The organism is Streptomyces sp. NPDC096310 (assembly GCF_044763125.1).
Lineage (GTDB): Bacteria > Actinomycetota > Actinomycetes > Streptomycetales > Streptomycetaceae > Streptomyces.
Genome location: NZ_JBIWFO010000007.1, coordinates 155525 through 172144, shown reverse-complemented (window position 1 = coordinate 172144; position 16620 = coordinate 155525). Strand labels below are relative to the sequence as shown.

At 72.2% G+C, this 16620-nt stretch carries 17 protein-coding genes; 10 read left to right on the top strand and 7 right to left on the bottom strand.

What is annotated here, in order from left to right:
- Positions 1–67: 67 nt before the first annotated feature.
- Positions 68–430, bottom strand: a complete 363-nt coding sequence (locus ACIQ7D_RS16975) for a DUF3263 domain-containing protein (RefSeq protein WP_403938191.1) — start codon at positions 428–430, stop codon at positions 68–70.
- A gap of 12 nt (positions 431–442) precedes the next feature.
- Positions 443–1663, bottom strand: a complete 1221-nt coding sequence (locus ACIQ7D_RS16970) for an extracellular solute-binding protein (protein WP_403938343.1) — start codon at positions 1661–1663, stop codon at positions 443–445.
- A gap of 448 nt (positions 1664–2111) precedes the next feature.
- Between ACIQ7D_RS16970 and ACIQ7D_RS16965 the strand changes: the two genes are divergently transcribed.
- From ACIQ7D_RS16965 to ACIQ7D_RS16950, 4 genes are all read left to right on the top strand, one after another.
- Positions 2112–3125, top strand: a complete 1014-nt coding sequence (locus tag ACIQ7D_RS16965) for an ROK family protein (protein WP_403938342.1) — start codon at positions 2112–2114, stop codon at positions 3123–3125.
- A complete protein-coding gene (nagA, locus tag ACIQ7D_RS16960) occupies positions 3125–4297 on the top strand; it encodes an N-acetylglucosamine-6-phosphate deacetylase (RefSeq protein ID WP_403938189.1) in 1173 nt (390 codons plus the stop codon). The genes ACIQ7D_RS16965 and nagA overlap by 1 nt, the downstream gene beginning before the upstream one ends.
- A gap of 184 nt (positions 4298–4481) precedes the next feature.
- A complete protein-coding gene (locus tag ACIQ7D_RS16955) occupies positions 4482–5456 on the top strand; it encodes a 1-phosphofructokinase family hexose kinase (protein WP_403938188.1) in 975 nt (324 codons plus the stop codon).
- A 30-nt stretch (positions 5457–5486) separates the two neighbouring features.
- A complete protein-coding gene (locus ACIQ7D_RS16950) occupies positions 5487–6380 on the top strand; it encodes a ketose-bisphosphate aldolase (protein ID WP_403938186.1) in 894 nt (297 codons plus the stop codon).
- A gap of 3 nt (positions 6381–6383) precedes the next feature.
- On the opposite strand, the gene ACIQ7D_RS16945 is transcribed toward ACIQ7D_RS16950, so the two are convergent.
- Together ACIQ7D_RS16945 and cdgB are read right to left on the bottom strand one after the other, a co-directional pair.
- Positions 6384–7373, bottom strand: a complete 990-nt coding sequence (locus ACIQ7D_RS16945) for a CBM35 domain-containing protein (protein WP_403938184.1) — start codon at positions 7371–7373, stop codon at positions 6384–6386.
- 281 nt (positions 7374–7654) lie between these two features.
- On the bottom strand, positions 7655–9457 hold the full coding sequence (gene cdgB / locus ACIQ7D_RS16940) for a diguanylate cyclase CdgB (protein ID WP_403938182.1): 1803 nt from the start codon (positions 9455–9457) through the stop codon (positions 7655–7657).
- Positions 9458–9764: 307 nt separating this feature from the next.
- On the opposite strand from cdgB, the gene ACIQ7D_RS16935 reads away from it, so the two are divergent.
- Complete coding sequence (locus ACIQ7D_RS16935; RefSeq protein ID WP_403938181.1) at positions 9765–10334, top strand: flavin reductase family protein; 570 nt, start codon at positions 9765–9767, stop codon at positions 10332–10334.
- 114 nt (positions 10335–10448) lie between these two features.
- On the opposite strand, the gene arfB is transcribed toward ACIQ7D_RS16935, so the two are convergent.
- Positions 10449–10877, bottom strand: a complete 429-nt coding sequence (gene arfB, locus ACIQ7D_RS16930) for an alternative ribosome rescue aminoacyl-tRNA hydrolase ArfB (RefSeq protein WP_403938180.1) — start codon at positions 10875–10877, stop codon at positions 10449–10451.
- A gap of 199 nt (positions 10878–11076) precedes the next feature.
- On the opposite strand from arfB, the gene ACIQ7D_RS16925 reads away from it, so the two are divergent.
- Together ACIQ7D_RS16925 and ACIQ7D_RS16920 are read left to right on the top strand one after the other, a co-directional pair.
- A complete protein-coding gene (locus ACIQ7D_RS16925) occupies positions 11077–11652 on the top strand; it encodes a TerD family protein (RefSeq protein ID WP_403938178.1) in 576 nt (191 codons plus the stop codon).
- A 437-nt stretch (positions 11653–12089) separates the two neighbouring features.
- Positions 12090–12587: a hypothetical protein gene (locus ACIQ7D_RS16920; protein WP_385008167.1), complete on the top strand. Its 498-nt coding sequence runs from the start codon at positions 12090–12092 to the stop codon at positions 12585–12587.
- Between the two features lie 400 nt (positions 12588–12987).
- On the opposite strand, the gene ACIQ7D_RS16915 is transcribed toward ACIQ7D_RS16920, so the two are convergent.
- Positions 12988–13659, bottom strand: a complete 672-nt coding sequence (locus ACIQ7D_RS16915) for a pentapeptide repeat-containing protein (RefSeq protein WP_403938177.1) — start codon at positions 13657–13659, stop codon at positions 12988–12990.
- 140 nt (positions 13660–13799) lie between these two features.
- Here ACIQ7D_RS16915 and ACIQ7D_RS16910 point away from each other — a divergent pair, with 140 nt between their 5' ends.
- Complete coding sequence (locus ACIQ7D_RS16910) at positions 13800–14996, top strand: FAD-dependent oxidoreductase (RefSeq protein ID WP_403938175.1); 1197 nt, start codon at positions 13800–13802, stop codon at positions 14994–14996.
- On the opposite strand, the gene ACIQ7D_RS16905 is transcribed toward ACIQ7D_RS16910, so the two are convergent.
- Entirely contained in the window at positions 14938–15324 is a 387-nt protein-coding gene (locus tag ACIQ7D_RS16905) for a hypothetical protein (RefSeq protein WP_403938173.1), read from the bottom strand. The two genes, ACIQ7D_RS16910 and ACIQ7D_RS16905, sit on opposite strands and share 59 nt — an antisense overlap.
- 216 nt (positions 15325–15540) lie before the next feature.
- Here ACIQ7D_RS16905 and ACIQ7D_RS16900 point away from each other — a divergent pair, with 216 nt between their 5' ends.
- Complete coding sequence (locus tag ACIQ7D_RS16900; protein ID WP_403938171.1) at positions 15541–16392, top strand: helix-turn-helix domain-containing protein; 852 nt, start codon at positions 15541–15543, stop codon at positions 16390–16392.
- A 12-nt stretch (positions 16393–16404) separates the two neighbouring features.
- Positions 16405–16611 (top strand): hypothetical protein, encoded by a 207-nt coding sequence (locus tag ACIQ7D_RS16895; protein ID WP_403938170.1) that lies wholly within the window; start codon positions 16405–16407, stop codon positions 16609–16611.
- Positions 16612–16620 lie beyond the last annotated feature (9 nt).

Sequence of the window (16620 nt, the reverse complement as noted above, 5' to 3'; positions counted from 1 at the left end):
TATCCACGTCAACCGCCGTACGGGCAAGAACCGGGGCCGCGTCTTCGGCCCCGGCCCGCTCCCGCGGTCAGCGGAGGTCGCGGCGCGCGGCCCTGACCCTGCGGAGCCGGTTCACCGTCACCGCGTCGTGCTCCGCCGCCCTCGGGTCGTCCAGCAGGGCGTTCAGGAGCTGGTAGTAGCGCGTCGGCGAGAGGCCCAGGCGCTCGCGGATCTCCCGCTCCTTGGCGCCGGGGCCCGGCCAGCCGCGCCGCTCCAGGGCCAGTACGGCGCGGTCCCGCCCGGACAGGCCCGGGGCCGCCCCGGACTCGGAAGCATCGGGAGCGGGGGCGGGAACGGCGGCCGGATCGGGGTCAGGGAGCGGGTCGGCGTCAGGGGCAGGATCGGGGTCAGGGGCAGGGGCCGGGTCGGGGTCAGGGGCGGGCGTGGTCATATCAGTGACACGCTACTCGGACGCCTCCGCCGCCGACGCGTCCCTGGCTATCTGCCCCAGTACCGCCCCCGGGCTCTGACCGCGCTCGACCGCCCTGCCGATGTTCTTCTTGAAGCTCTCGCTCACCTGCGACCACGAGTTCTTACCGTACGGGAACAGCTCCGACTCGGGCAGCGCCGTCAGGAACGTCTTCACGTCCTGGTGCTCCGGGTCGGCGAGCATCGCCTCGTTGGCGCTGTAGGTGACCGGCAGCAGGTCGTACTGGCCGGCGAAGCTGAGCACGTTCCTGTCCTCGTACGCGTAGTCCAGGAACGAGCCGATCTCCTCGCGGTGGCCGTTCTGCTTGAACGCCATGACCCAGTCGGCGACACCGACCGACGACTTCGCCGGGCCGTCCTCGGCGGGCAGCGGCACCATGCCGACCTTGATGCCCCGCTTCACCGCGTCCTTCATCAGCGTGGGATGGCCGTTGAGCATGCCGACCTGGCCGCTGGTGAACGCCTTGAACGCGGTGGCCCGGTCCAGCTTCCCGGGCGCGACCGGGCCGGTCAGCCCCGCGCCGACGAGGTTCTTCCGGAGCCAGGTGAAGGTGGCGACGTTCGCCGGCGAGTCGATGCTGTACGAGCCGTCGGCGTTGTCCGTGACGCCGCCCCCGCCGCTCAGCAGCCACATCAGCGCCTCGCCCTGCGCCTCCTCGGTGCCGAGCGGCAGCGCGAACGGGGTCGTCACGCCGTCCGCCTTGAGCGCCTCGGCGGCGGACTTGATGTCGTCCCAGTCCTTCGGGGCGCTCACCCCGGCCGACGCGAAGAGCTCCTTGTTGTAGAAGAGCAGCCGGGTGGAGGCGATGAACGGCATCCCGTACTGAATACGGTTGACCTCGCCGGCCTCGGAGAGCTGGTCGAGGAAGTTCGCCTGGGTGGGTACGGAGAGCAGATCGTCGGCCGCGTAGAGCTTGTCGTCCTTGGCGTAGTGGGAGTACGAACCGACTTGCGCGATGTCGGGGGCCTTGCCCTCCTCGACCATCCGCGCGACATCGGAGTCGATCGTCTTCCACGGCCGGATGTTTATGTCGATCTTGATTCCGGGATTGTCCGCCTGGAAGGAACTCGCCACGGACTCCCAGTAATTCCGGGAACTGTCCTCGGAGTTGGTGCCGTACTCCGCGGCGACCACCCTGAGCGTGACATCTCCGCTGCCCGAGGCGCCCGCGCACCCCGCCAGCGTCACCGTCATACCGAATGCGGCGGCCGCCGCCACCGCGGCCCGGCGACCGCGATATCCCTGATGGCGCTCTCGTACAGGTCGCACAGGTCCGTTCCCCGCCTTTGCTGTTTCTTGTTGTTGCGCGTAAGGCCCCCGACCGGTCCCCCGTGACGCACTGTCGCCGACTGCCGGTTTCGGATCAGTCGGGTATCGAGCAAGCGATTTTCCCCCATACAAAGGTTTGAGGTCTACCGGGCGGCGGTTGCGCTTCCGCAACGCCCGATATCCCCGGTGCACACCGCGTGAATGTTCTGTTCTTTTGTATGGGGCGACAACAATCCGGGGCCACCAGGGGCGCGACCCGCAGGCATCGGGCGTAGTGGACTAGACCTTTCACGGGTTCACACGCGAGACTGTCCCCGTGAGATCCGACAGGCAGGCCAGACACGTCATCGCCCTGGATGTGGGCGGCACCGGGATGAAGGCCGCCCTCGTCGGCGCGGACGGCGCGCTGCTGTACGAGGCGCGGCGCGCGACCGGCAGGGAGCGCGGCCCCGACGCCGTCGTCGAGACCATCCTCGCCTTCGCCGCGGAGCTGCGCGCGTACGGCGCCGAGCACTTCGGGGGGAGCGCGGTGGCAGCCGGGGTCGCCGTACCCGGCATCGTCGACGCCGAGCGCGGGATCGCCCGGTACGCCGCGAACCTGGGCTGGCGCGACCTGCCGCTGCGGGACCTGCTCGGGGCGCGCCTCGGCGGCGTACCGGTGGCGCTGGGGCACGACGTACGCACCGGCGGCCTCGCGGAGGGGCGGCTCGGCGCGGGCCGGGGCGCGGACCGCTTCCTGTTCGTACCGCTGGGCACCGGGATCGCCGGGGCCATCGGCATCGACGGCGCCATAGAGGCGGGCGCGCACGGCTCGGCGGGCGAGATCGGCCATGTCGTGGTGCGCCCGGACGGCCCCGCGTGCGGCTGCGGCCAGCGCGGCTGTCTGGAGACCCTGGCGTCCGCCGCCGCGGTGACCCGCGCGTGGCGGACGGCGAGCGGCGACCCGGAGGCGGACGCCGCGGACTGCGCGAAGGCCGTCGACTCCGGCGACCCGGCGGCGGTACGGGTGTGGCACGACGCGGTCGACGCACTCGCCGCGGGCCTGGTCACCGCGCTCACCCTGCTGGACCCGCGCACCCTGATCATCGGCGGCGGGCTCGCCGAGGCCGGGGACACCCTGTTCACGCCGCTGCGCCGCGCGGTGGCGGAGCGGATCACGTTCCAGAGGCTCCCCGAGATCGTCCCCGCGGCGCTCGGCGACACGGCGGGCTGTCTGGGGGCGGGGCTGCTCGCCTGGGACCTGGTGGACGCCGCCGGCGCCGCGGGGACCTCGCCTCCCACCGGCGCCGCCCCTGCCCCTCCCTCGTCCCCCTCCACCTCCCCCGCCTCTGCCCCGCACGCGGGACCGTCCGACACCCCGTCACTCGCCCCGGAGGTAACCGCCTGATGGCCGCTCGCGACACATCCGCCGTACGCGCCGAACCCACCGTCCTCACCGGCGCCCGGGTGGTGCTGCCCACCGGGACCGTGGACGGCGGGCGGGTGATCGTCCAGGGCGGCCGGATCGCGGGCCACGCCCCGGCGGACGCCGCCACGCTGGACCTGACGGGCCACTGGCTCGTCCCCGGCTTCGTCGACCTCCACAACCACGGCGGCGGCGGTGCCTCCTTCACCTCCGGTTCCGTGGACGACGTGCTCAAGGGCATCCGCACGCACCGCGAGCACGGCACCACCACGCTCGTCGCCTCCGCCGTCACCGGCGAGATGGACTTCCTCGCCCAGCGCGCCGGGCTCCTGTCCGAACTGGTCGAGCAGGGCGACCTCGCCGGGATCCACTTCGAGGGCCCCTTCATCTCCCCCTGCCGCAAGGGCGCCCACAGCGAGGCGCTGCTGCGCGACCCCGACCCGGCCGAGGTGCGCAAGCTGATCGACGCGGCGCGCGGCACGGCCAGGATGGTCACGCTCGCCACCGAACTCCCGGGCGGCATCGACTCCGTACGGCTGCTCGCGGAGCACGGCGTGATCGCCGCGATCGGCCACACGGACGCCACGTACGAGCAGACCGTCGAGGCCATCGCCGCGGGCGCGACCGTCGCCACGCACCTCTTCAACGCGATGCCGCCGCTCGGCCACCGGGCGCCCGGGCCGATCGCCGCGCTGCTGGAGGACGAGCGGGTCACCGTCGAGCTGATCAACGACGGTACGCATCTGCACCCGGCCGCCCTGGAACTGGCGTTCCACCGCGCGGGCGCGGACCGCGTCGCGTTCGTGACGGACGCGATGGACGCGGCGGGCTTCGGCGACGGGCGCTACCAGCTCGGCCCGCTCGCCGTCGAGGTGACGGACGGGGTCGCCCGGCTGGTGGACGGCGGCTCGATCGCGGGCTCGACGCTGACGCAGGACACCGCGTTCCGGCGGGCGGCGACGGTGGACCGGCTGCCGGTGGAGGACATCGTCCGGGCGATCTCCGCGAACCCGGCGAAGCTGCTCGGCGCGTACGACAGGATCGGCTCGCTGGAGCCGGGCAAGGACGCCGACGCGGTGGTGCTGGACGCGGACTTCGCCCTCAAGGGCGTGCTGCACAAGGGCGAATGGGTGATCGACCCCCGCGTCGGCTGACCCGGCGGCGCGGGTACGGAAGCGGTCGGTCCGGGGGCTGGGCCAACCGCTTTCTTTTTGACATGATCGCTCCGGCGCTCTGGCGCTCCGGCGCCCGACGACGGCCTTTGGACGACCGGACGACCGGGACGACCGGGACGACCCGGCGATCCACCACGCGACCGCGTACCAGGCAGGGGGATGGATGATCCTGACGGTCACCCTCAACGCCGCCCTGGACATCACGTACCGCACGCCCGCGCTCGTCCCGCACACCACCCACCGCGTCAGCGAGGTCGTCGAACGCCCCGGCGGCAAGGGCGTGAACGTCGCACGGGTGCTGTCCGCGCTGGGGCACCGGACGGTGGTGACCGGGTTCGCGGGCGGCCGGACCGGCGACGTACTGCGGGAGCTGCTGGGCGGCAGCGGCCGGCCCGCCGACCGGAGCGGCCCCTCACCCGCCGCCCGTCCGGTCGACGCGCTGCTGCCGATCGCCGGGGCCACCCGGCGCACCATCGCCGTCGTGGACGCCTCGACCGGCGACACCACCCAGCTCAACGAGCCCGGCCCGGTCGTCTCCGCCGCCGAGTGGACCGGCTTCCTCTCCCACTACGACCGGCTGCTGCGCACCGGTGCCGAGGCCGTGGCGCTCTGCGGCAGCCTGCCGCCCGGCATCCACGTCGGCGCGTACGCCGAGCTGATCCGGCGCGCACGCGCCGCCGGGGTCCCGGTCCTCCTCGACACCAGCGGCGAACCGCTGCGCCGGGGCGTCGCCGCCCGCCCCGACCTCGTCAAGCCGAACGCCGACGAACTCGCCCGCCTCACCGGCTCCCGCGAGCCGGAGCGCGCCACCCAGGACGCCCGGCGGCGCGGCGCGCACGCGGTGGTCGCCTCGCTCGGCCCCGACGGGCTCCTCGCGGTCACCCCGGACGGCGTGTGGCGTGCGGCGCCGCCGGACACCGTACGGGGCAATCCGACGGGCGCGGGCGACTCGGCGGTGGCCGGGCTGCTCTCGGGGCTCGTCGAGCGCCTGCCGTGGCCCGCCAGGCTCTCCCGCGCGGTCGCGCTGTCGACGGCGACGGTGCTGGCCCCGGCGGCGGGCGAGTTCGACGCGCGGGGGTACGCGGAGCTGCTGCCGCGCGTCACGGTGACGGGCACCGGAGGGCGCGAGCCCGAATGAGCCGGAACGAGCCGGAGAACAGGGGACCACATGCCACTCGTCACCACCGCTGAACTCGTCTCGGCCGCCGCCGCCCGGGGCCACGGCATCGCCGCCTTCAACGTGATCACCCTGGAACACGCGGAGGCGATCGCGGAGGGCGCCGAGCGGGCCGGGGTCCCGGCGATCCTCCAGATATCGGAGAACGCCGTGCGGTTCCACGGCGGCCGGCTCACCGCCGTGGCCGCCGCCACCGCCGCCGTGGCCCGCGCCGCCGCCGTACCGCTCGCGCTCCACCTCGACCACGTCGAGTCCGCCGAACTGCTGCGCGCCGCACCGGCCGAGGGGTTCAGCTCGGTGATGTTCGACGCGTCGAAGCTGCCGTACGCGGAGAACCTGAAGGCGACCGCCGAGGCGGTGCGGTGGGGCCATGACCACGGCGTCTGGATCGAGGCGGAGCTGGGCGCGGTGGGCGGCAAGGAGGGCGACGGCACCCCCGGGGACGGCGGCGGACGCGCGCTGGACGCGCACGCGCCCGGCGTACGGACGGACCCGGCCGAGGCGGCGGTCTTCGTCGCCGAGACAGGCGTCGACGCGCTGGCCGTCGCCGTCGGTTCGTCCCACGCGATGACCCGCCGCACGGCCGCCCTCGACCACACGCTGGTCGCCGCGCTGCGCGAGGCCGTCCCCGTACCGCTGGTCCTGCACGGCTCCTCGGGCGTCCCGGACGAGGAGATCCGCCGGGCGGTCGCCGCGGGCATGGTCAAGGTCAATGTCGGCACGGCGCTCAACACGGCGTATACGGAGGCGGTACGGGCCCATCTCGCCGGGCATCCGGCGACGGTCGACCCCCGGAGATACCTCGTCCCGGCTCGTGAGGCGATGGCCGGGACGGTGGTGGGGTTCCTGCGGGTCGTCAGCGCCGCGGAGGCTTCGCGGACGTGACGGTCAGCTCTTCGGGGGCGTGACCTCAAGCCAGTCGAGGATGGCGTCGCACTGGTTGCCCTGCTCGCAGGAGATCTTGAGGGTGTTCTTGCCCGCCTGGAGGTCGACCGGCGCCCAGGTGGTCTGCCAGTTCTTCGACAGATCCGGGTCGTCGGAGTTGATGAAGTTCTTCAGGCCGAGGGGAGAGTTGTTCGCCTTGCCGTTGACGGTCAGCGTGGCGTTCGCGTCCTTGGCCGGGATGGCGTAGCGCACGGACAGCGCGTAGCTGCCGGCTTCCTTGATGTCGGCGGTCCAGGTCACCGAGGCGCCGACCGTGTTGAAGCCGGTCACATACGAGCCGTTGGTGCCCTCGGCCCCCTCGATGTCCGTGGCGAGTGCCGCGGGCGGGCCCAGCTTGAGGGTGGCCGCGTCCTGCTTGGGCAGTTCGATGCCGTCCGCGGACGAGTCACCGCCGTTGCCCTTCTCCTTGTCGGAGGCGGACGGGCTCGGGTCCGTCGACTGTCCGACCGACGTCCCCGGGTCCGACGACTGTGCGTCGTTCCCGTCCTTGTCGTCGCCGCTGGAGAGCAGCGCCGCTGTGATGCCGATCACCACGACCGCGACCACGGCGATCGCGCCGATCAGCAGGCCCCGGGTGTTCGGGCCGCCGCCGCCGCGGCGTCCGCCGCCGCGCTGGGCGGGGACCGTGGCGGTGGTGGAGCCGTACTGCTCCGGGGGCGCCTGCTGGCTGTGCGGAGCCTGACCGTATGCCTGCTGCTGGCCGTAGGCCGCCTGCTGCGGCGGCACCGCCTGCTGGCCGTACTGGCGCTCGCCGACCGTCCTGACCTGGTTGTACGACGTCCTGGGGACGCCCGGCTGGGTGGCCGGGCCCGGGTAGCCGTAACCGCCCTGGCGCCGCTGACCGGCGCCCGCCGCTGCCTGTCCGTCTTCGTACAGGTAGCCGAACGGGTCGTCGTCCTCGGGCTTGTTCGCGCCGTTGTTCCCGGCCGTCATCGGTGGTCACTCCTTACCGTCTCGCCAGCGTCGCCGACCGGCCGAGCCTACCTCGTGCGGGCAAGACTACGGACGGGTCTTGACGGGTGACTGCCAGTCTGTGGCCCTTGGGTGAACAATCGATCGCGGACATGTCCCAGCCCGGTCCCGAACGGCCACGCCTCCCGGCCGCAGGTATGCCGCCCTGTCCCCCGTGTACCCCGGGAAACGCGTCTGCCACCGGTTTCGGTCCGCATCCCGAGCCGCCTCCCGGGATGCCGCCCCGCCACCCCGCTACCCCGCTACCCCGCCCGCCGCTGTACCTGCTTGCGGGAGCGCTTCTCGACGTACATCCGCTGGTCGGCGGATTGCAGGACCTCCTCGACGGACATGCCGCAGCTCGCCCAGCTGATGCCGAAGCTGGCGCCGACCCGGACGGCCCTGCCGTCGACCCTGATCGGCGGGATGATCGCGTTCCGCAGCCGTACGGCGAGGTCGGCGGCGTCCGCCGAGCCGAGGCCGTCGGCGAGGACGACGAACTCGTCACCGCCGAGCCGGGCCACCGTGTCGCCGTCGCGTACGCCGGTGGTGAGCCGGCGCGCGACCTCGATCAGCACCTCGTCACCGGTGTTGTGGCCGAAGCGGTCGTTGATGGACTTGAACCCGTCGAGGTCGCAGAAGAGGACCGCGAGCCCCTTGGTGCCGTCGTCCGCCTCGCCCTCGGCGGGCGCGACCAGATGGACGTGGTGGTCGAAGGGGCCGGTGCCGGGTGGCGGGACGCCCCCGTCGCGTACGCCGCCACGCCGGCCCGCCTGCTCCTCGTAGCCGTCGTGGACGGGGTAGGCGTCACCCGGGCCGCCCGGGCCGCCGGTGTTGTGGGTGCCCGCGTAGCCGCCGTACGTGTCGTAGCCGGGCTCGTACAGGACCGTGCCCTCGTACCCCCCGTACGCCGCGTCCAGGGCCTCGACGGCGGTCTTCTCCCGCGTGGCGAACGGGCGCGAACAGAGCCGGGCGCTGAGGCGGGAGCGCAGCTCCGCGCTGTTGGGCAGGCCGGTGAGGGAGTCGTGGGAGGCGCGGTGGGCGAGCTGGAGTTCGCGGCTCTTGCGCTCCTCGATGTCCTCGACGTGGGTGAGGAGGAAGCGGGGGCCGTCCGCCGTGTCCGCCACGACGGAGTTGCGCAGCGAGACCCAGACATACGTGCCGTCGCGGCGCGCGAGGCGCAGTTCGGCGCGGCCCCCCTCGGCGGAGGTGCGCAGCAGCGTGCCGATGTCCTCGGGGTGGACGAGGTCGGAGAAGGAGTGGCGGCGCATCACGGCGGCGGGGCGGCCCAGGAGGCGGCAGAGCGCGTCATTGGTGCGCAGCAGTTTGCCGTGCTGGTCGCCGCCCATCTCGGCGATGGCCATGCCGCTGGGCGCGTACTCGAAGGCCTGGCGGAAGGATTCCTCACTGGCCCGGAGCGCCTGCTGTTCCCGTTCCAGCCGGACGAGGGCGCGCTGCATGTTTGCTCGGAGCCGGGCGTTACTGATCGCAATGGCCGCCTGGGACGCGTACATCTGGAGCGCTTCCTGCCCCCAGGGGCCCGGACGCCTGCCGCCGCGCGGCCGGTCGACGGATATCACGCCGAGGAGTTCGCCGCCGCGCCCGGCGGCGTGCGCCGGCGGGTCCTTGCGCGCCGCCGAGTACATCGGGGCGTAGAGGCGGTCTGCGGGGTGCCACTCGTCCTCGAAGCGGGGCTCGGGGCCTTCGGTGTACCACTGCGGTACGTCGTCCTCCAGCAGTACCCAGCCCTCGGTGTGCGGTATGAACCGCAGGTCACCCCAGGTCTCCCCCATGGAGAGCCGGCGCTCCCAGGAGATACGGGAGCCGACCCGGCCGGTGATCAGGGCCTCGGCGGCGGCGCTCCCCGCGAAGGCGGCGACGACGAGATCGCCGTCTGCCTGGACGACATTCACACACGCGAGTTCATAGCCGAGCCCCGTGACGACGCCGTCGGCGACGGTCTGCAGGGTGTCCGCCAGACTGCGGGCGGTGTTGAGCTCTGCGACGGCCTCGTGCAACTGCCGCAGGGTCGCAAGGCGGACATACGGCTCCGACTCGGTCTCCATTGCTCGCTCTCCCCGAGACCTCGACAGCAACTCCAGGATTCTCATCGGCGCTTGTGTGGCACTGTCCTCGCAACTGAATCACAGCGAGCTGTTCGCCAGGTACACAGGGTCAACAATTACCTCGCTCTGTGTCTCAAGTCACACGGCCCTGGAGAGGGAGAACGCCTGGTGGAAGCGCTCCCGCGCCTTTGCGGAACGCAAGTCCCGGCCGGGGGCCGGTCGGAGCGGGGTCCTGGCGTGGTCCTAGGACCTGGCTGGTCCCTTGGCCCGATGCGGGCGCGGGACCGACGAGACTAGCGTCTCCCCCGTGTCCCAGACGAGTCCCGCCCCCCGTACCGAAACCGTCCCCCATGCTGAGGGGGTGAGCGACGACGAGTTCCGCGCGGCCCTCGCCCGGCTGGCCGCGGGTGTGGTGCTGGTGACGGCGCATGAACCGGCCCTGAGCGCGGACGGACCGCGCGGCGAGGACGCCGGCATGACGGCGACGGCCTTCCTCTCGGTCTCGCTGGACCCGCCGCTGGTCCTGGTCAGTGTCCGGGGCGGCTCCCGGATGGACGACCTGCTCGCCGAACAGCCGCTGTGGGCGGCGTCCTTGCTCTCGGAGAACCAGCGGCACATCGCGGGCCGGTTCGCGATGAAGGGGCGGATCAGCGACCGGCTGCTCTTCCAGGACCTGCCGTACCGGCGGGGCACGGTGAGCGGCGCGCCGTTGGTGGAGGGCGCGCTGGCGACGCTGGAGTGCCGTACGGAGCAGCGGGTCGAGGCCGGCGACCACACGCTGGTGATCGGGCGGGTGCTGACGGCGGATCTGCCGGGCGGGGAGGCCGGTCCGCTGACGTACTTCAAGGGCCGCTACCGCCAGTTGAGCCAGGGCTGAGGCCCGCCGGAGCGTCGGAGCCCGTGTTCGGCCAGGGCTGAGGCCCGCCGGAGTAAGGCCCGCCGGCGCACGTGCCGGAGCCCGTGCGGGCGCTCCGAGGTCTCCGTACGGCGTCTACCAGTCGCGGCCGGTGCGCCCGCGCTTCGTCTGCCCGCGCTGCTTCTTCTCGCGCAGCCTGCGCTCGTTGATCCCGCGCGGGATCTTCGTCTTGCGGCGGGGGCGCGGCGGCGGGGCCGTCGCCTCGGCCAGCAGGGCGGCGAGCCGTACCGAGGCCGTCTCGCGGTTGCGCCACTGGGAGCGGTGCTCCGACGCGCGTACGGTGATCACGCCGCCCACCAGCCGGCTCGCGAGCCGGTCCAGCGCGCGCTCCTTCCAGACGGGCGGCAGGGCGTCCGTCCCGGCCAGGTCGAAGCGCAGCTCCACCTGGGAGTCGCTGGTGTTGACGTGCTGGCCGCCGGGCCCCGAGGAGCGCGAGAAACGCCACATCAGTTCGGCCTCCGGCAGGGAGACCGAACCACGGATGACATGAGGAGGCCCGGGCATGCCCCTATGGTCCCGTGTCCGCGCCCCTCTCGTCACCTCTTTAAACAGCGGGCCCCTGAGCGGCGGGCGCCGCCGTGCCGACCCCGGGTAAAGAAAGTAAAGGGGGATGGAACCTCCGGGACCTCCGCCCGCGTTATGTCGGATGACGGTAGCTTCGGGGCCACCTGAAGCCCGCACACGACAACGAAAGGGACATCCCATGGCTGTAAGCCTGTCCAAGGGCGGCAACGTCTCACTCACCAAGGAGGCGCCCGGCCTCACCGCCGTCACGGTCGGCCTCGGCTGGGACGTCCGCACGACCACCGGTACGGACTTCGACCTCGACGCCTCGGCGATCGCGGTGAACGAGGGCGGGAAGGTCTTCTCGGACGGTCACTTCGTCTTCTTCAACAACAAGGCGACGCCGGACCAGACGATCGTCCACACCGGTGACAACCGGACGGGCGAGGGCGACGGCGACGACGAGGCCATCAACGTCAACCTGGCGGGCCTGCCGGCGGAGATCACCAAGATCGTCTTCCCGGTCTCGATCTACGACGCCGAGACCCGCAGCCAGAACTTCGGCCAGGTGCGCAACGCGTACATCCGCATCGTGAACCAGGCGGGCGGCGCGGAGATCGCCCGCTACGACCTGAGCGAGGACGCGGCCACGGAGACGGCGATGGTCTTCGGCGAGCTGTACCGCAACGGTGCGGAGTGGAAGTTCCGCGCGGTCGGCCAGGGCTACGCCTCGGGCCTGGTGGGCATCGCGACGGACTTCGGCGTCAACCTCTGATCACCGGCCTCTGATCACCGGCGGTACGACGCAGGCCCCGGCTCCGGCCGGGGCCCTGCGTGGTTCCGTGCAGACCCGTAGCCGAAGGCCGTGCTGACGGTCACAGACCTGCCCGCCGATCTCCGAGACGATTTCCGCGTGCTGGCCATCGGACGGAGGCGACAGGTGGATCTGCCCTTCGATCAGTTCCACGCGCCCCCCCTCGGGGGCCACGGCGGTGAAGACGCCGAAGGCCTCTTCCACCTCCAAGGCCGGAACCCTTCCCCGGACCTTCTCCAACTGCGACGAGTAGCCGCACGATTCATAGCCACACGATGCGCGCTCCGGACCGGACGGTGCCACAGCGGACCTCCCTCGCACCTGACGGCACTGCCTGCGCGGACCGGGCCCCGGACAGGGAAACGCGGCGATTCACTCGAACGTGACACCATCGGGTCGTGCTCGACATCGGCTACTCCCTCTCCCGGCGCTTTCCCGATCCCCCGCAGACCGACTACCGCCGCGCGGAGGTCAAGGAGCTGCGGCACGATCTGTTCTGCGGGGACGTCTACCTCGCCGACACCTCCGCCGACCGTGAGGTGGCCACCGCGTGGGGGTGGGTGCCCGTGCTCGACTTCGCGTGGGCCCTGTGCGACATCGTCGAGCGGATCGACCAGGACCCCCGGGGCAGCCGTGCCGCCACACCGCAGTACGCCGAGCTGGACTTCACGGAGTCGGCGGACCGGATGTTCTTCCAGCGGCGCTTCGGATGGGTCGACATCGAGGCCGACTGGATGCACGGCGACGAGCCGCCGCTCACCTTCAGCCACCGGCTGCTGCGCCGGGAGGCGCGCGACTTCCTGCACGATCTGATCGCGGACCTCACCGACCTGCACGACGGACTGGCCGACAACCCTGCCGTCTGGGACCTCCAGAGCCGCTTCCCCCGCTGCTGAAGCGGGTGTCCCGGGCTCCCCCGAGGAGCCCGGGACACCCTGGAGCCCGTGGCGCCCCAGAGCCACCACAGCGTCGTCGCACAGTCGTCACACAGCCCACTCATGGTTCCGGGGCATCCGCAGGCGTACATCGCGCGTCCCCGGGCAGATGCAGTCTGCCGGGGCACTGCCGGGGACGCGGGCGACCGCTTCCCTCCCCCCACCGAAACGGCGTGCCTGCGGAGTACCGCGTGGGCCCCGACCTATCCCCCCGGGTCGGGGCCCACGGCGTATCCCCGGACCGTGGCGGACCCCCGGACCGTGGCGTACCCCCGGACAGCAGGACTGGCCGAACGGCATGACGACCCGGCGCCATGACGGCCTGCCGGCAGGACGCCCGGCCCCCCGACCGCCGGAGCGGTCAGTCCTCCACCCGTACGCCGATCTGGGCCGCGAACGCCGGTGCGAGATGGAGCAGTTGCGCCGAACTGATCACCGCGCCCGCCAGCCGGTCCAGCCCGCGCGCGATGTCCAGCTCGGCGACCGTCCGCAGATCGACGTCCTTCATCCGGACCCCGCTCAGATCGACCCGCCGGAGCACACAGTCCCGGAACTCCACCCGCTCCAGCTCCGCTCCCCCGAAGTCCGGCTCCGCCAGCACGCACCCCTCGAACACCACGTCCTTCAGCCGCGCCTTGCGCAGATTCAGATAGTCGATCTTCCCTCCCTTGATCAGCACACGCTCCAGCACCGCGCCGTGCAACTGGAGACCGCCCAGCCGCGCGTCCACCACCTCCACATCACGCAGGGACGCCCCCGCGAGGTCCGTCCCCACCCCCCGGACGCCGGTCAGCACACAGTCGACGAACCGCGCCCGCCCCAGCTCCGTCCCGTCCAGCCCGCACTCCCGCAGCGCGCAGTCGATGAACCGCGCCCCCGGCCCGCTCCGGCCGCCCAGGTCAAGGTCCTGGAACTCCAGGCCGTCGTAGTCCCCGTCCGGCTCCAGATCGCCGCCGTACGGGCTCAGCGGCGGGAGCCGCACCTCTGCCCGCCGCGCCGCAGCCGTCCCGCTCTTCGCCGTCTTCCTCGCCATGCCCCCATGGTGGCCTACGGCACTGACAACGCCCCGATGTCACATCCGACAGGCCGTCCCCCGTCACCTCAGTGACCGCGTCGACGGTCGCGTGCGGTCCCGCACGCGACCACGCGGACCAACGAGGGAGAGAGGTCACCATGGGTCACAGCCCCACCCCGGGACGCAACACGGGCCCCGGCATCACCGTCGTCGGCGGCGGGCTCGCCGGGCTCACCGCCGCCATCACCGCCGCCGAGGCGGGCGCCCGCGTCACGCTCCACGAGGCCCACCACACCCTCGGCGGCCGGGCCAGGACCGCCGAAGGCCCGTACGCGCTCAACGACGGCCCGCACGCCCTCTACCGGCGGGGCCCCCACTGGGACTGGCTCCGGCAGCGCGGGCTGCTGGGCCCCCTGGCGAACCCGCCGCTGCACGAGGCCGCGCGCTTCCGCTTCCACCACGGCGGGGCGCTGCGCCGTATCCCGCCCGCCGGGCTGTTCGCCCTCGCCCGCCGCAGCGCCGAACAGGCCCCGGTCGACGTGGACTTCCTCACCTGGGCCACCGAGCGGGCCGGCCCCGCGACCGCCCGCGCCGCCGCGCACTACGTCGCCGTGGCCCTCTTCCACCACGACCCGGGGGCGCTCTCCGCCGCCTTCGTCCAGGAGCGGCTGCGGCGCGCCGCCGCGCTGCCGCCGGAGGCCCGGTACCCGGTCGGCGGCTGGGGCAGGCTCAGCGAGCGGATGGCCGGGCACGCCTGGAACCTGGGCGTCCGCATCGAGGCCTCCTCCCGGGTCGACACGCTGCCCGGCGGGCCCGTCGTCGTGGCGACGTCCTTGGACGCGGCCCGGCGTCTCCTCAAGGACGACGGGCTGCGCTGGCCGAGCGGCCGTACCGTCCTGATCGACCTGGCCCTCCGTACGCGCCGGGGCGACCCGTTCGTCGTCTCGGACCTGGACGCCCCGGGGTGGCTCGAACGGTTCACCGCCCAGGACCCGTCCCTCGCACCGGCCGGCGAACAACTCGTCCAGGGGCAGATCCCGATCGGCCCCGACGCACCACGCGCCGAAGGGCTCGCGCGCGCCGAGCACCTGCTCGACCTGGGGTTCCCCGGCTGGCGCGACCGCACCGTCTGGCGGCGCGAGGCCCTGGCGAACGGCCGTACGGGCGCGGTCGACCCGCCGGGCACCACCTGGCGGGACCGGCCCCGGATCGACCGGGGCGGCTCCGGTGTCTTCCTCGCCGGGGACCAGGTGGCGGCGCCCGGGGTGCTCTCGGAGGTGGCGTTCACCAGCGGGATCACGGCGGCGTCGCTGGCGCTGAAGTCGCTGGCCGGGGTTCCCGTCGGCGACTCCTGAGTCCGAGCCCGTCCTCGGCCCGGCGATGCCCAGGGGTGTGGGCGGAAACCTCCGCGTACGGGAGGAAATGGGTATGCAGGCGGCGGGGGCCGGAGCCGCGCGGAACGAGGCGCAGGGCGGGGTCGATCAGGGTGTCGGCCACGCCGTGGACGTCGAGGATGACCTCGGCGGCCTCCCGCGCGATGGAGGGCGTGGCGACGGCGGAGGGCAGGGCGAGCCCGTACGCGAGATTCCCGGGCGCGGGCTCCTCGGGGTCCTGCGGGGGCGGGGGGCACTGGGTGAAGCGCGGGACGGGGTACGCGGCGGGGGCGGTTCCGTTTTCGGGCATGACAACTCCGCTCGGCGGTGGGGTGGTTGTTTCGTACCGGTGGACACGTACGGCACGCTTGCGCAACGCTCTCCATGCTCACTTTGCGTGAGCGTCGCACTACCGAAGGTAGGGTACTGAGTGCATCATGCGCCACCCCAACGCCCGGATAGTGCGTCACCAGTAGCCCCGTAATGTGATGCCCGGCAGACTGAGCATCGGACAGGAAGGATCTCCATGCCCCCACGGACCACGCCTACGCAGCGGCAGAAGCGACTCGGCGCCGAGATCAAGAAGTTGCGCATGGCCGCGGGCATGACCGCCGAGCGCGTCGCCGAATTGATCGGCGTCGACCGGGGCAAGATCTCGAACATCGAGGCGGGGGTTCGCAACATCAGCCCGGAACGGCTGCGCGCGCTGGCCGCCCACTGCGGCTGCACGGACGAGCCTTACGTGGACGCCCTCGTGGAACTCGGCAAGGTCCCCGAGCGAAACTGGTGGGACGAGTACCGGAAGAAACTGTCGTCCGGACTCATGGACATCGCAGAGCTGGAATGGAATTCGCCCCGGATCCAGACCATCCAGACGGTTCACATCCCTGGCCTGCTCCAGACCGAGGACTACGCCCGCAGCATCTTCGACGCGGTACTTCCCCCGCTTCCTCGCCTCGAAGTCGAACTGCATGTGGCCCACCGGATGGACCGCCGGCGCGTGCTCACCCGCGAACAGCCCATCACGTACACGGGTTACGTGCACGAGGCTGCCCTGCGGATGCGCTTCGGCGGGCGCGAAGCGACCAAGAAGCAGCTCAGCGCCCTGATCGACGCAAGCGAGCAGGCCAACATCACCGTACGGATAGTGCCCATCGAAAGCGGCAGCTTCCCCGGGGCCGGACAGAACCTGCTCCATGCCGAGGCAGCCGTTCCCCAACTCGACACCGTGCAACTCGATTCGGCGCACGGCCCGGAATTCATGCACACGCCAGAGCAACTGTCCAAGTACCGCGCACACTTGGACTGGATGGATGAGGCCTGCCTGTCCTCGCCCGCCTCCCGAGACGTCATTCACGGCATCATCCGCGAACTGTAAGGACTTCACCCCATGCCCGAGATCACCTGGGAAGACCCGTTCTGCGGCACGGGCAACAACTGCTTCCGCATCGGCACAGACCTCAACGGCAACGGCTACATAGCGGTCTCCGGCCAGGAAGACACCTACCTCACCGACACCCGCGAAGCCCTCACCACCCTCATCCGCGACATCAAGGCCGGCAAGGCCGACCACCTGCTCCAGCGCTCTGACGGATAGGGGAGCACC